At 67.5% G+C, this 15,158-nt stretch carries 5 protein-coding genes and 1 pseudogene; 3 read left to right on the top strand and 3 right to left on the bottom strand.

Annotated elements, in window-relative coordinates; all coding sequences use genetic code 11:
- Positions 1–26 precede the first annotated feature (26 nt).
- The gene (locus H3005_RS09530) at positions 27–2,669 is read right to left on the bottom strand and encodes an excinuclease ABC subunit UvrA (RefSeq protein ID WP_100552533.1); all 2,643 of its coding nucleotides are present in this window, start codon (positions 2,667–2,669) and stop codon (positions 27–29) included.
- 204 nt (positions 2,670–2,873) lie between these two features.
- Here H3005_RS09530 and H3005_RS09525 point away from each other — a divergent pair, with 204 nt between their 5' ends.
- From H3005_RS09525 to H3005_RS09515, 3 genes are all read left to right on the top strand, one after another.
- A complete protein-coding gene (locus H3005_RS09525; protein WP_223880155.1) occupies positions 2,874–11,585 on the top strand; it encodes a glycoside hydrolase family 94 protein in 8,712 nt (2,903 codons plus the stop codon).
- On the top strand, positions 11,582–11,842 hold the full coding sequence (locus H3005_RS09520) for a hypothetical protein (RefSeq protein ID WP_191078029.1): 261 nt from the start codon (positions 11,582–11,584) through the stop codon (positions 11,840–11,842). Before H3005_RS09525 ends, H3005_RS09520 begins: the two co-directional genes overlap by 4 nt.
- A 228-nt stretch (positions 11,843–12,070) precedes the next feature.
- Complete coding sequence (locus H3005_RS09515; RefSeq protein ID WP_191078028.1) at positions 12,071–13,318, top strand: arsenic transporter; 1,248 nt, start codon at positions 12,071–12,073, stop codon at positions 13,316–13,318.
- A 38-nt stretch (positions 13,319–13,356) separates the two neighbouring features.
- On the opposite strand, the gene H3005_RS09510 is transcribed toward H3005_RS09515, so the two are convergent.
- Positions 13,357–14,706, bottom strand: a complete 1,350-nt coding sequence (locus H3005_RS09510) for a chloride channel protein (RefSeq protein ID WP_191078027.1) — start codon at positions 14,704–14,706, stop codon at positions 13,357–13,359.
- Positions 14,707–14,937: 231 nt separating this feature from the next.
- Positions 14,938–15,125: pseudogene (locus tag H3005_RS21125) on the bottom strand (hypothetical protein); the annotation flags it as partial.
- Positions 15,126–15,158: the final 33 nt, after the last annotated feature.

Below are 15,158 nucleotides of genomic sequence, written 5' to 3'. Positions count from 1 at the left end.
GCACCGAAGACATCGGCTCAGCCACGCTACGCCAGCTCGCGCGCAAGGAACGGCGCCGTCCGGCTTCCTTTGGCGCGGGCCACCTGTTGCGGCGTTCCCTTCGCCACAATGGTGCCACCCGCACTGCCCGCGCCAGGCCCGAGGTCGATTACCCAATCTGCCTGCGCGACAGCACGCATGTCGTGCTCGATCATCACCACCGTATTCCCCGCGTCGACCAGCCGCTGCAGTTGGACCAGCAGCCTGTCCACATCCGACGCATGCAGGCCGGTGGTGGGTTCGTCCAATACGTAAAGCGTGCGCCCACGCTGGCTGCGCTGCAGTTCGGTCGCCAGCTTGATGCGCTGTGCTTCACCGCCTGACAGTTCCGTGGCCGGCTGGCCCAGCCTCAGGTAGCCCAAACCGATTTCCTGCAGCAACTGCAGCGGGCGGGCAATGGCATCCTCCTCGATGAAGAACGCATGCGCCTGCTCCACCGTCATCTGCAGGACCTCGGCGATGTTGCGGTCATTCCACAGCACGGCCAGCGTGGCTTCGTTGTAGCGGGCGCCGTGGCAGGTGGGGCACGGTGCATAGACGCTGGGCATGAACAGCAGTTCGACGCTAACGAAGCCTTCGCCCTCGCAGGTCTCGCATCGGCCCTTGGCAACGTTGAACGAGAAGCGGCCCGCGTCGAAACGCCGGCGGCGCGCGGCGGGCGTCGCGGCGAACAGCTTGCGCACGTGGTCGAACAGCCCGGTATAGGTGGCCAGGTTGGAGCGTGGCGTGCGGCCGATGGGCTTCTGGTCCACCTGCACTACCCGCTGGATTGCGTCGACATCACCTGCCAACTGGCCTCGCGTGGTTTCGATCACGGTCGGCCCGTCCGTCGGCGAGGCCTCCGCGCCATCATCCGCGGGCTCATGCCCAAGATGCAGCAGCATCAGCTCAGGCAGCGCCTGCGCCATCAGGCTGGACTTTCCGGAGCCCGAAATGCCGGTCACTGCGGTCAGCAGCCCCAGCGGCAGCTGCGCATCCACACCCTGCAGGTTGTGGCGGTGGATGCCCTTCAGTTCCAGCCAGCCCCCAGCGCTGCGTTGCCGGCTGGCAGGCGCAGGTACCTGCTCGAACAGATACAGGGCCGTGCGTGAATCCTGTACGTGCCGCAGGCCATCCGGCTCGCCGCTGTAGAGCACGCGCCCGCCATGCTCGCCCGCCTCAGGGCCTACATCCACCAGCCATTGCGCGCGGCGCATCAGCTCCAGATCATGTTCGACAACAAACACCGAGTTCCCGCCGTCGCGCAGTCGGTCCAGCGCGTCGTACAGCGCTTGGCTGTCGGCGGGATGCAGACCGGCCGAGGGCTCGTCAAGCACGTACAGCACACCAAACAGCAATGAGCTGAGCTGCGTGGCCAGCCGCAGGCGCTGCAGTTCGCCGGCCGATAGCGTTGGCGTGGCGCGATCCAGCGAGAGATACCCCAGGCCCAGGCCTCGCAGCTGGTGTACACGCGCCATGACACCGCCTGCGAGCCGCTGTGCAGCCAGACGTTTCTCCTCCGACAGTGCCGAGGTCAGCCGTACGTCGGGGGCCGAAGCATGGACAGCACGACCACTCGCTGCCCGCGTGGTGCGGTCGCGGCGGGTGGCGCTTTTGCTGGTGCGTTCACCCCGGCCATGCGCGCTGAAATCGCCCTGCGCGATGGGCTCCAGCAGGTCCGCCAGTTGATCCAGCGGCAGTCGCATGAATTCACCGATATCCACACCGGCGAAGGTGACCGAAAGTGCCTCCGGCTTCAGGCGCTTTCCGTGACAGGCCGGGCACAGCTTGCCTTCCATGTAGCGGGAGACCCGCTTCCTCATCAGCGCGCTCTGGGTATTGGCAAACGTGTGCAGTACGTAGCGGCGGGCGCCGGTGTAGGTGCCCATGTAGCTGGGCTCAAGTTTCCGCTTGAGCGCGGCACGGGTCTCGGCGGGTGTGAAGCCGGCATAGACCGGCACGCTGGGCGTTTCCTCGGTGAACAGGATCCACTCCCTGTCCTTCTTCGGCAGCTTCTTCCACGGTATGTCGATGTCGTAGCCGAGCGTGACCAGGATGTCGCGCAGGTTCTGGCCATGCCATGCCGGCGGCCAGGAGGCGATGGCGCGTTCACGGATGGTCAGCGACGGATCCGGAACCATCAGCGCTTCGGTCACCTCGTAGACATGCCCCAGGCCATGGCAGGTGCTGCAGGCGCCCTGCGGCGTGTTGGGTGAGAAGTCCTCGGCGTACAGCATGGGCTGATTGGCCGGGTATGCCCCTGCACGCGAATACATCATGCGCACCAGGCTGGACAGCGTGGTGACACTGCCCACAGACGAACGTGCATTGCTGGCGCCACGCTGTTGCTGCAGGGCCACTGCCGGTGGCAGCCCATCGATGGCATCCACATCGGGCACGCCCGCCTGGTCGATCAGGCGTCGTGCATACGGCGCAACCGACTCGAAGTAGCGCCGCTGCGCCTCGGCGAAGACGGTGCCGAAGGCCAACGATGACTTGCCGGAGCCCGACACGCCGGAGAACACCACCAGTGCATTGCGCGGAATGGAGACATCGACATTCTTGAGGTTGTGCTCGCGCGCGCCGCGTACCTCGACGCAACCGCTGGCGGCGGCAGCGCATGACGACTCGCCAAAGGGGGTGTTGGACATCTTCGCGATCCTGCGGGCAGTGAGCGACGCGCATCAGAGCGCGCCCGGTGATGCATTTTCGCTGCTGCGGGGTGAATGTGGCGAGGGAGTTCCGTCCTGGGGGCTCAACTCCGGCATCACGGGCCGACAGCCCGGCCTTCACGGCTACCACGGCACCTGCAATGCAACCATGCAGAACGCACCCTCCCCCCCCCTCGGTAACCCATGCCCCACCTTCGTCGTCTATTTGGCCGCTGGCTGCGCCTGCGTCGTCGCGTGCGTTGGCGCTGGCGTGAGCACCAGGCCTCGGTGCCGGCCATCGAGGCCACCGAGGGTCCACTGCGTGCCGCGCTGTACAGCGTTGAACAGATGGAGGTGTACGGCCGCGCGCTTGCGCGCCAGCATCGCGTGCGGATGCGCCCCGGCCCGGAGCGCTTGCTCGAACGCCTGCAGGCCAACGAGCGTGTGCTGGAAGACGCCAATACGCTGCTGAGCAGCGTGGTGCGGGAACAGCGGCCAGTAACCCCGGCGGGGGAATGGCTGCTCGACAATTACTACCTCATCGAAGAACAGATCCAGACCGCGCGACGCCACCTGCCGCGCGGCTACAGCCGGCAGCTGCCGTCGCTTGTCTCGGGCCCCTCTGCCGGGTTGCCGCGGGTGTATGAACTGTCGATGCAGGCCATTGCGCACGGTGACGGCCGCATTGACGCCGATACGCTGGGCCGTTTCATCGCCTCGTACCAGTCGCTTGCGCCGCTGAGCCTGGGCGAGCTGTGGGCGGTCCCCATCATGTTGCGCCTGGCCCTGCTGGAGAACCTGCGGCGCATGGCCGCACGGGTGATGCGCGATGGGACTGACCGTCGCCTGGCTTCACAATGGGCGGACAACCTCAATCAAGCCGCTTCCGAGACCCCGACCGATGTGGTCCTGGTGGTTGCGGACATGGCGCGGTCCGCGCCGCCCTTGACCGGCGCGTTCATCGCCGAGCTGACGCGGTCGCTGCATGGCCGCGGCGGTGCGTGGGCCATGCCCGTGGCCTGGCTGGAACAGTGGGCGGCAGCGGCTGGGCAGCGCATTGACGAACTGGTCGCCGCCGAGGGGCAGCAGCAGGCGGCCGACCAGGTATCCATCGGCAACAGCATTGGCAGCCTGCGCTTTCTGTCCACCATGGATTGGCGCACCTTTGTTGAAGACATGAGTGTGGTGGAGCAGCGGCTGCGCGAAGACCCGATGGCCGTCTATGCGCAGATGGATTTCGCCACCCGCGACGCGTATCGCCACGTGGTGGAGAAGATCGCCCGCGGCAGCCGCATGGCAGAGGAGCGCGTCGCCACCATCGCGCTGGACCTGGCAAGGGCGGCTGCACCGCCGGAGGGACCGCGCACGCACGTGGGCTACTGGCTGGTTGGCGAAGGCGTGAACGCCACCGTTGAAGCAGTGGCCGAGGCAGCACCGCGCCACCGCAAGGCACGGCGACTGGCACATCGCGTGCCGCTTGCGCTGTACCTGCTGCCCATTGTCCTGCTGGCGGTGCTGGCCACCGCTGGCCTGCTGGCAACCGGCAGTGGCGCGGTGCCCCTCTGGCTGGCCGCGCTGCTGGGGCTGCTGGTGTTCAGTGAGCTGGGCATCGTGCTGGTGAACTGGACCGCGACGGTTCTGGTCGCCCCCAGGCCGCTGCCCAAGCTGGATTTCAGCGAGGGCATCCCTGCCGCCTGCGCCACCGTGGTCGCGGTCCCCTCGATGCTGTCCAGCGTCGACGGGATCGATGTGCTGGTCGAGGCGCTGGAAGTCCGGTTCCTGGCCAACCGCGATCCTCAACTGCGCTTCGTGCTGCTGACGGACTTTCTCGACGCGGCGGAGGCCACGGCGGCGACGGACGCCCCCCTGCTTGCGCACGCCACGGCACGGATCGAGGAGTTGAACAGGCGTTACGCGCCCGAGCGCGGCGACCGCTTCTACCTGCTGCACCGCCCCAGGCAATGGAACCCGGGCGAAGGCGTGTGGATGGGACACGAGCGCAAGCGCGGCAAGCTGGCCGCGCTCAATGCCCTGCTCCGCCTGGGCGATGCGGCCGCGTTCATGCGCATCGTGGGTGACGCAGCTGCGCTGATCGGCGTCCGCTACGTGATCACGCTGGATTCGGACACACAACTTCCGCGCGATGCGGCACGCGCGTTCGTCGCCACCTTGGCGCATCCGCTCAACCGCCCGCGCTTCGATCCCACGCTGCAACGGGTGGTGGAGGGCTACGGCATCCTGCAGCCCAGTGTAGGCACCAGCCTGGGGCGGCGCCGCACTTCGCGTTTTGCCCGGATGTTCGGCAGCGAACCTGGCATCGATCCGTACACGCGCATGGTCTCGGACGTCTACCAGGACCTGTTCGACGAGGGCTCGTTCGTCGGCAAGGGCATCTATGACGTCGAGGCCTTCGAGCATGCGCTCGAGGGTCGCCTGCCCGAGAACCGCATCCTCAGCCACGACCTGCTGGAAGGCTGCTATGCACGCGCGGGTCTGGTCAGCGATGTACGCCTGTACGAGGACTACCCCGAGCGCTACGCCGCCGACGCCAAGCGCCGTGCACGCTGGATCCGCGGTGACTGGCAGCTGTTGCCGTGGTTGATGCCGTGGACGCCGCGTCCGGGCCCGGGATGGGAGCGCAACCGGCTCAGTCTGCTGTCGCGCGGCAAATTGCTGGACAACCTGCGCCGCAGCCTGGTGCCGATCGCTGCCCTGGCCTTGCTGGTGGTGGGCTGGCTGTATGCCGCAAACCCTGCTGCATGGACGGCGTGGGTGCTGGCACTGTGGTACGCGCCGCCGCTGATAGGCATGCTGCGCGATGCCCTGAGCGTTCCGGACGACACGCCGCTGGAGGCGCATTACATCAAGGTCGGGCGCGGTACGTTGCAGTCATTGCTGCGCGCGTCGACCCAGGTTGCGTGTCTGCCCTTCGAAGCGTTGCTGGCCAGTGACGCGGTGCTGCGCACGCTCTGGCGCATGGCCGTCACACGCCGCCACCTGCTGCAATGGAACCCCTCCAGCGAAGTTGAGCGCCGCCTGGGCAGCGACCGCGGCGCGGAATGGCGGGTGATGGCGCCTGCCTCGCTGCTGGCGCTCGCGCTGGTGGCCGTGGTGGCCGTCGCGCGTCCACAGGCATTGCCGCTTGCCCTGCCCTTGCTGTTGGCGTGGACCTTCGCACCGGCGTTGATGGCGTGGCTGGGCCGGCCACCGGCCGCGAGCGTGGCCGAGCTTTCCGTTACGCAGCGCGCATTCCTTGGCCGGCTGGCGCGGCGTACTTGGTCCTTCTTCCAGGCCTGGGTACGCGAGCAGGACCATTGGTTGCCACCGGACAACATTCAGGAGCATCCGTCGCTGGTGGTGGCGCGGCGCACCTCGCCAACCAACATCGGCCTGTCCCTGCTGGCCAATCTGTCGGCGTGGGATTTCGGCTATCTGCAGCTGGGTGCGGTCGCTGAACGTACAGCCCTCACCTTCGACACGCTGGACCAGCTGCCGCGCCATCGCGGTCACTTCCTGAACTGGTACGACACCGAAACCCTGGAGCCGCTGCCGCCGCGCTATGTCTCCACCGTGGACAGCGGCAACCTGGCCGGCCATCTGCTGACGCTGCGGCAGGGGCTGCTCGCGCTGGTGGATGCGCCGGTGCTGGCACCGCACACCTTCGATGGCCTGGCCGATACGCTGGGCGTGCTGGAAGAGGAACGGCAGCGCCAGCGCCGCGACGATGCAGCGCTGGTCGAGGCGGTCAACCACCTGCGCCAGCGCCTGGCGTCAGCGCGTGTCGATCGCCCCGCCGGAACCGCGCAGATCCTCGCCCGTCTGCAGGAGCTGGTCGACCTGGCCGACGCTGTGCTGGTGCAGTGGCCGGCAGCGGAATCGCCAGAGGAAGGCGAGCTGCACTGGCCGGCCCTGTTCGCCGCCGAATGCCATGCCGCCCACGCGACGCTGGCCGACCTCCCTGCCGATGCCGGCGCGGACGCCGAGGCAGCGGTGCCAACCCTGCGCCAGCTGGCCGCGCTGCCGGGTAAGGTCGGTGCGGATGCACGCGCGCGCATCCAGCAGTTGCAGGCCTTGGCGCACCGCGCCGGGCAGTTCTCGCTGATGGAATACGGGTTCCTGTTCTACCGCACCCGCAACCTGCTCTCGATCGGCTACAACGTCGACGACCACCGCCTCGACAACAGCTTCTACGACCTGTTGGCCTCCGAAGCACGGCTGTGCGCCTTCGTCGCCATCGCCCAGGGACAGTTGGCGCAGGAGAGCTGGTTCGCGCTCGGCCGGATGCTCACCGAGGTCAACGGCACGCCGACGCTGTTGTCATGGAGTGGCTCGATGTTCGAGTACCTCATGCCGCAGCTGGTGATGCCCAGCTATCCGGACACGCTGCTGGACCAGACCACACGGCATGCGGTCGAGGCGCAGATCGTCTACGGCCGTACCCTGAACCTGCCGTGGGGCGTGTCCGAGTCCGGCTACAACGCTGTCGATGCCCGCCTGAACTACCAGTATCGGGCGTTTGGCGTGCCGGGGTTGGGGCTGAAGCGCGGCCTGGGCCAGGATCGGGTCATCGCGCCCTATGCCAGCATGATGGCGCTGATGGTGGCGCCGGAAGCGGCGTGCCAGAACCTGCAGGTGCTGGAGGGATTGGGCTTCTCCGGGCGCTTTGGCATGTACGAGGCGATCGACTACACCCCTGCCCGGCTGCCGCCGGGGCAGGATCACGTGCTGTTGCGTTCGTTCATGGCCCACCACCAGGGCATGGGCCTGCTGTCGCTGGATTACCTGTTGCGCGACCAGCCGATGCAGCGCCGCTTCCTTGCCGATGTCGAGTTCCAGGCCACCTTGCTGTTGCTGCAGGAACGCATCCCGCGCATCGGCGTCTTCCATCCACATGAGGTGGAAGCGCTGGGCGAGCACTCGGCCATGGCCGAAGACGAGACGTCCCTGCGCGTGCTGCGGGACCCGGGTGGCCCGCGCCCGGAGGTACAGCTGCTGTCCAACGGACGCTACCACGGCATGCTGACCCATGCCGGCGGCGGCTACAGTCGTCACGGCGACCTGTCACTCACCCGCTGGCGCGAGGATGGCACCACCGATGCCTGGGGGTCGTTCTGCTATCTGCGCGATGTGGACAGCGGCGAGTTCTGGTCTGCCGCCTACCAGCCCACCTGCGTGGCGGTGGACAATTACGAGGCGATTTTCTCTGACGCCAAGGCGGAATTCCGTGGTACGCGCCGCGGCTGCGAGAGCCATCTGCAGGTCGCCATCTCCGCTGAGGACGACATCGAGCTCAGGCGCCTGCGCCTGACCAACCGCAGCCGTCGCCCGCGTACGGTGGAGATCACCACCTATGCCGAAGTGGTGCTGGCACCTGCGGCGGCCGACGATGCGCATCCGGCCTTCAGCAACCTGTTCGTGCAGAGCGAGATCCTGGCGGCCAAGCAGGCCGTGCTGTGCACGCGCCGGCCCCGTTCGCACGACGAAGTGCCACCGTGGATGTTCCATCTGGTCGCGGTGCATGACGCGGAGGTGGTGTCGATCTCCTACGAAACCGACCGTGCGCGCTTCCTCGGCCGTGGCAATACACCGCGGACGCCACAGGCATTGACCACCGATACCGATCTTTCCGGCACCGACGGTTCGGTGCTCGACCCGATCGTGGCGATCCGCGTCCGCGTGGTGCTTGAGCCCGAGCAGACGGTGCAGCTGGACATGGTGTATGGCGTCGGCGCCGACCGCCCCGGTTGCGAGGTGCTGGTGGACAAATACCGTGACCGACGCCTGGCCGACCGCGTCTTCGACCTGGCGTGGACGCACAGCCAGGTGGTGCGCCGGCAGATCAACGCCAGCCAGGCCGAGGCGGCACTGTACGAGCGCCTGGCTGCCCACGTGCTGTATGCCGGTCCACTGCTGCGCGCGGGCGCCGGCGTCCTGCTGCAGAACCAACGCGGACAATCCGGGCTGTGGAGTCATGCGATCTCGGGCGACCTGCCGATCGTGCTGCTCAAGGTCACCGACGCGGACAACGTGGAACTGGTCCGGCAACTGGTGCAGGCGCACGCCTATTGGCGCCAGAAAGGGCTCAACACCGACCTGGTCATCTGGAACGACAGCAAGGCCGGCTATCGGCAGGAACTGCAGGACCAGATTCTGGGAATGGTGGCCGCCAGTTCGGAGACCGGCCTGCTCGACCGTCCTGGCGGCATTTTCGTGCGGCCGGTGCAGAACATGACCCACGAGGACCGCATTCTGTTGCAGGCGGTGGCGCGGGCGGTGATCAGCGACGAGGACGGCACCCTGGCCGCTCAGGTCGGCCGCCAACCGCTGCCTCCGCGACGGATCCCTCCGCTGACACCGCAGGCGGTGCAGGAGGAACTGGCACTGACGTCGGAGCCGACCCCGGGGCTGCCCATCATTGCCGATTCGGCCCCCGATGCCGGCTTGCCCCCAGGCGCGGAGCACGACGAGGACGTGGATGACCCGTGGCCCTTCCTTCCCTACCGCGGCGCCGGCCAATTCGACAACGGTACCGGCAGCTTCAGCGAGGACGGCCGCGAGTACGTCGTGGTGCTGCGGGAAGGCGCGCCGACGCCAGCGCCATGGGCCAATGTGATCGCGAACGCCCGCCTGGGCACGGTCGTCAGCGAGAGCGCACCGGGTTACACGTGGTTCGAGAATGCACACGAATTCCGCTTGACGCCCTGGCTCAATGATCCGGTATCCGACACGGGCGGCGAGGCGTTCTACGTGCGCGATGAGGATACCGGTCGTGTGTGGTCGCCGATGCCGCTGCCACGCAGGGGCACCGGGGCCTACCGTACGCGCCATGGATTCGGCTACACCGTCTATGAGCATGTAGAGGACGGCATCGCCAGCGAGTTGTGGGTCTTCGTCGACGTCACCGCGCCGCTGAAGTTCTCGGTCCTGCGCTTGCACAACCTGTCGGGCAGGACACGGCGGCTGTCGGCCATCGGCTACGTCGAATGGGTGATGGGTGACCTGCGCGCGAAGTCGCGCATGCACGTGGTCACCGAACGCGACCACCAGACCGGGGCGCTGCTGGCGCGCAACGCCTACAGCACCGATTTCGGCGGCCGGATGGCCTTCTTCGACACCGATGCCGACGGCTGCGGCTGGACCTGTGATCGCTTGGAGTTCATCGGCCGCAACGGCAGCCTGCACGCACCGGCAGCGCTGCGGCGCGAGCGTCTGGATGCACGGGTGGGTGCGGGCCTGGATCCCTGTGCAGCGATCCAGGTGCCGCTGGAACTGGCCCCGGGCGACCGCAGTGAAACGACCTTCCGCCTTGGCGCAGGGCGCGACCGCGAGGAAACGCTGGCGTTGGCACGAAGCCGCCAAGGCGCTCAGGAGGCCATCGACGCGCTGGACGCGGTGCGCATCCACTGGCGCAATGTGCTGGCCACGGTGCAGGTGCGCACCCCGGACCCTGCGTTGGACGCATTGGCCAATGGCTGGCTGGTCTACCAGACCCTGGGCTGCCGCTACCTGGCGCGCAGTGGCTACTATCAGTCAGGCGGCGCGTTCGGCTTCCGCGACCAGCTGCAGGACGCGCTCGCCCTGGTGCACGCTCGCCCCGACCTGACCCGCGAACACCTGCTGCTGTGCGCTGCACACCAGTTCACCGATGGCGATGTGATGCACTGGTGGCATCCGCCGCAAGGTCGCGGCGTGCGCACCCGCTGCTCGGACGACTATCTCTGGTTGCCCCAGGGCGCATGCCGCTATCTGGAGGTCACCGGCGACGCCAGCGTGCTGGACGAAGTGGTCAGCTTCATCGAGGGGCGCGCGGTGACGGCGGAAGAGGAAGGGTATTACGACCTGCCTACACCGTCGACACAGCGCGACACGCTGTATGCGCACTGCGTCCGTGCCCTCGAGCGCGGTTGCCGGCTTCTTGGCGAGCGCGGTCTGCCGTTGATGGGCAGCGGCGATTGGAACGACGGCATGAACCGCGTCGGCGACCAGCAGCGCGGTGAGAGTGTGTGGCTCGGGTTCTTCCTGCATGACACGCTGCACCGCTTCATCGGGCTGGCCAATGCGCGTGGCGATGCCGCCCGTGCGCAGTGGTGCCTACAGCAGGCCGAAAGCCTGCGCCAGAACCTGGAACAGCATGCCTGGGATGGGGCATGGTATCGCCGCGCCTGGTTCGACAATGGCGCCGTGTTGGGCTCGTCACAGAACCAGGAATGCCGCATCGATTCGATTTCCCAGAGCTGGTCGGTGCTGTCAGGCGTCGCCGCGCCCGAGCGTGCCCAGCAAGCCCTGGAATCGCTCTACACGCATCTGGTGCGAAAGGACGCCAAGCTGATCCAGCTGCTTGATCCGCCCTTCGACCAGACCACGGAGGACCCTGGTTACATCCGTGGTTACGTACCGGGCGTGCGCGAGAATGGCGGCCAGTACACCCACGCGGCGGTGTGGGCGGCGATGGCATTCGCACAGCAGGGAGACGCGGTGCGTGCCTGGGAGCTGGCCGACATGATCAACCCCCTCAATCACGCGCTGGACCCGGAGGCGGTGCAGACCTACCGCGTCGAACCCTATGTGTTGGCTGCCGATGTATACGCCGTGTCACCGCATGTGGGGCGCGGCGGCTGGACGTGGTACACCGGTTCGGCCGGCTGGATGTATCGCCTGCTGGTTGAATCCCTGCTCGGCATCCGTCGTGAAGGCGATCGCCTGTCGCTTGCACCGTGCCTGCCCGATCACTGGCCGTCATTCGAACTGAGCTACCGCTTCGGCCGCAGCTTCTATGAGTTCGTGGTGACCCGCACTGCGCAGGGCCAGCCAACGTTGCATGTGGATGGCGTGTTGCAGCCGGACCTCAGTGTCCTGCTCCGCGACGACGGCCATCACTACCGTGTTGCGCTCGACCTGGGTGCGGCCCCGGGATGAACGTTCGCCCCGAAACACAGGTGCAGCTTGATGCGCTGGCCGACATGCTGGTGCACTGGTTGGCGCAGGTGCGCCATCCGGCGCAGTTCTGGCCGCAGTTTGAAACGCTGGCTGCAGAGATTCTGGACCAATGTGAGCACGTGGAAAGGGAGCATGCTCACGCTTGCATTCAGGCCATGCTGAAGCGCCATGCGCTGGAGCTGCCGGCCTGGCACCAGCGTGACGACTGCCTGCCGCCGAGGAAGCCGGGAGAGTGACGGCTGGTGCTGTAACTGCAGGGTTTCGCATCTGCAGGCTCGCCGCGCGCGACGCGATCATCACGGCGCAACACGCATAACTCCGCAACCCGGCACTGGCCGGGAGTACCTGCCGGGCTGGTGGTTCAGCCGGCAGGGTATGATGCCGCCTTTCTCGCACTTGCCGTGATTGCAGCGGGCGCGTTCCTGTTGGCTATGCGCCGGTGCAGCTGAGACCCCATTTATTCAATGCTTGCTTCCCATTCTCCCCTCATCATCTGGGCGGCCGTGGCGGTTGCCACCGTCGGCCTGCTGTTCCGGCCGTTCCGTATTCCGGAATACGTGTGGGCGCTGGGCGCTGCCGCGTTGCTTCCACTGCTCGGGGCGGTGTCGCTCGGCACGACCTGGCACGCGGTTGCCGAAGGGCGGGATGTCTATCTGTTCCTGATCGGCATGATGGTGCTGGCCGAGCTGGCGCGGCGCGAGGGTCTGTTCGACTGGCTGGCGCTGTATGCGGTGCGGCATGCTGGCGGCTCGGGGCGGCGCCTGTTCGATCTGGTGTTCCTGGTCGGCACGGTGGTGACGGTATTCCTGTCCAACGACGCCACGGCGGTGGTGCTGACGCCGGCCGTCTATGCAGCATGCAAGGCGGCCCGCGCCAATCCCCTGCCCTATCTCTTCGTCTGCGCGTTCATCGCCAATGCGGCGAGCTTCGTGCTGCCCATTTCCAACCCGGCCAACCTGGTGGTGTACGGCAGTCACATGCCGTCGCTGCTGCAGTGGCTGGCGCAGTTCGCGCTGCCTTCGCTGGCTGCGATCGGCGCCACCTATCTGGTGCTGCGCTGGGTGCACCGCCGAGAGATCGCACAGCCGCTGGCAGCGGCGCCCGCGCACCGCCCGCTTACCCAGGGTGGGCGCCTGAGCGCGCTGGGCGTGCTGTTCACCGGCACCGTGCTGCTGGTGACCTCCGCAATGAACGGCCCACTGGGCCTGGTCACCTTCTGTGCGGGCGCGTTGAGCGTAGCGGTGGTGGCGATCCGCCAGCGCCGCAGCCCGTTGCCGCTGTTGCGCCACGTGTCCTGGGGCGTGTTGCCGCTGGTGGCCGGCCTGTTCGTGCTGGTTGAAGCGGTCTCGCAGACCGGTGTCATCCAATCTGCGGCCAGCGCGCTGCAGACGCTGGCACAGACGTCGCCGCATCAGGCCGGCTGGCTGGCCGGTGCCGCAGCTGCGCTGCTCAGCAACGTGGCCAACAACCTGCCGGTGGGTCTGGCGGCCGGCTCGCTGGGGCAGATGGCCGAGCTGCCGGCGCAGACGCGCGCGGCGTTGCTGATCGGCGTGGACCTGGGCCCGAACCTGTCGGTGACCGGCTCGCTGGCCACCATGCTGTGGCTGGTGGCGCTGCGCCGCGAAGGCGAGCATGTCAGCACGCTCGACTTCCTGCGGGTCGGCGCGCTGGTGATGCCGCCCGCGCTGATCGGGGCGTTGCTGCTGCTCTGATCAGGGCGCGGGCTGGAAACCCTCCGGCAGGCGAGCGCCTAGTCAGCAGAGCGTGTGGCGGAGGCGGCTTGCTGTCCGCCTGGAACGGCGCTGCTGGCCAGCAGCTGCTCGGCCAGGCCGCGGTAGATCGGCACCCGGCAGACCATGCCGGACACGCCCCGGGCAATCAGCACGGTAGCCAGGATCGGCAGCAGCAGGTCGCCGCTGTCGGTCAGCTCCAGCGAGATCACTGCCGAGGTCAGCGGCGCCTGGGTCACGCCTGTGAGGTAGGCGCACATGCCCAGCAGCACGAATGCCTTCGGGTCCACCGCCGGCATCAGCACCGCCAGGTTGTGCCCCAACCCTGCCCCCACCGCCAAGGCGGGTGAGAACAGCCCGCCTGGGATGCCCGCCACGTAGGACGCCAGGTTGGCGAGCAGCTTCATCAGGCCGAACTCGTGACCGACGACTGCCTGGCCCTGCACCAGACTGCGCGCCTGCTCGTAGCCGGTACCGAACGCACCGTCGCCGAACAGCAGGGCCAGCACCACCACGATCAATCCACAGGCCGCGGCCAGTGCCACCGGATGGTCCCCCTTGAGCCTGCCAAGCCAGCGTGGATGACCGGACATGGTCAGCAGTACGACCCGGGCGAACAGTCCGCCCAGCAGGCCGGCGACCACGCCGCACAGCACGATGGCGCCCCACGCCTGCCCCAACGGCAGCAACGCGGAGACGTGGCCGAAGTAGGTGTAGTTGCCCAGCAAGCCCAGGGACACCACGCCGCCCACGATGACCGCCGTGAGCAGCGTGCCCGAGAAGCGGTGCTCGAAGCGCCCGCTCAATTCTTCGATGGCGAACACGATGCCCGCCAGCGGCGTATTGAAGGCCGCGGCGATGCCGGCCGCGCCACCTGCCAGCAGGAAGTGCGACAGCTCACGGGGATCCTTGAACCCGAACCAGCGCCCGAACAGGTACATCAGGCTGGCCCCTACATGTACGGTGGGGCCTTCGCGGCCGACCGACGCGCCGCCGAGCAGCGACAGCGACGTCAGCAGCAGTTTGCCCACCGAAACCGCAGGCGAGAGGTTGACCCGTCGGAATTCCGGGTCGGGCTGTTCCAGCGATGCGATGACCTGCGGAATACCGCTGCCACGGGTGGGCCTGAGCGCACCGGCGGTCAGCCAGGCCAGCAGCGCGAAGATGCCCGGCGTGAGCAGCAACGCCCACCATGGGGAATGGGCAATGACACGCTGGAAGACATGGAAGGCGGCATCGCTGGCCTTGGCGAACACGATGGCAACCAGTGCTACGGCCACCGCGCCGCTCCACAATGCCGCGCGCCGGCGCCATCCTTCGGTCAGCACCATCGCTGATAGGCGAGCGCGGAGACGTTGAAGATCGAACATCGGTTGATTCTGTGAGCGCCGATGGGACCAGGGAAGTGGCGAGTGTGGCGGTTGGCGCTGCGGTATCCGGTGAAATGGCCGCCTGTTTCCCAGACACTGCTGGCGGCTGCAGGACTACATGCAGTCGACCCGTTCCTGAGCAGGAAGCCGCCCAGGCCCGCCCGGTTTCCATGACCGCAAGCCAAGGCCCCGGAGCGGTGGCGCGACACCTGGCGCCCTGCGCTGGAATCCCTAGCGGCGCAAGGCGTCGATGATCACGCCGGTCGCAATCCCCACCCACAGCCGGTCAACCTCGGCCCACGGCAAGCGATCAGCACGGCGCCACGCCTTCTTCTGCCTGCCCGGCGGTGGTGCGTCACGCTTGTGGGCCCGCCTGCATGGGGCGATGGTCCGTTGCCACGTGGATGATGCGGCGAATCTGGGCGCTCGCAAGCCGGCGCTTCGGGATGCGC

It is taken from the genome of Stenotrophomonas sp. Br8 (assembly GCF_014763005.1).
Classification (GTDB): domain Bacteria; phylum Pseudomonadota; class Gammaproteobacteria; order Xanthomonadales; family Xanthomonadaceae; genus Stenotrophomonas; species Stenotrophomonas lactitubi.
This window is presented reverse-complemented; position numbering and strand designations above follow the sequence as displayed.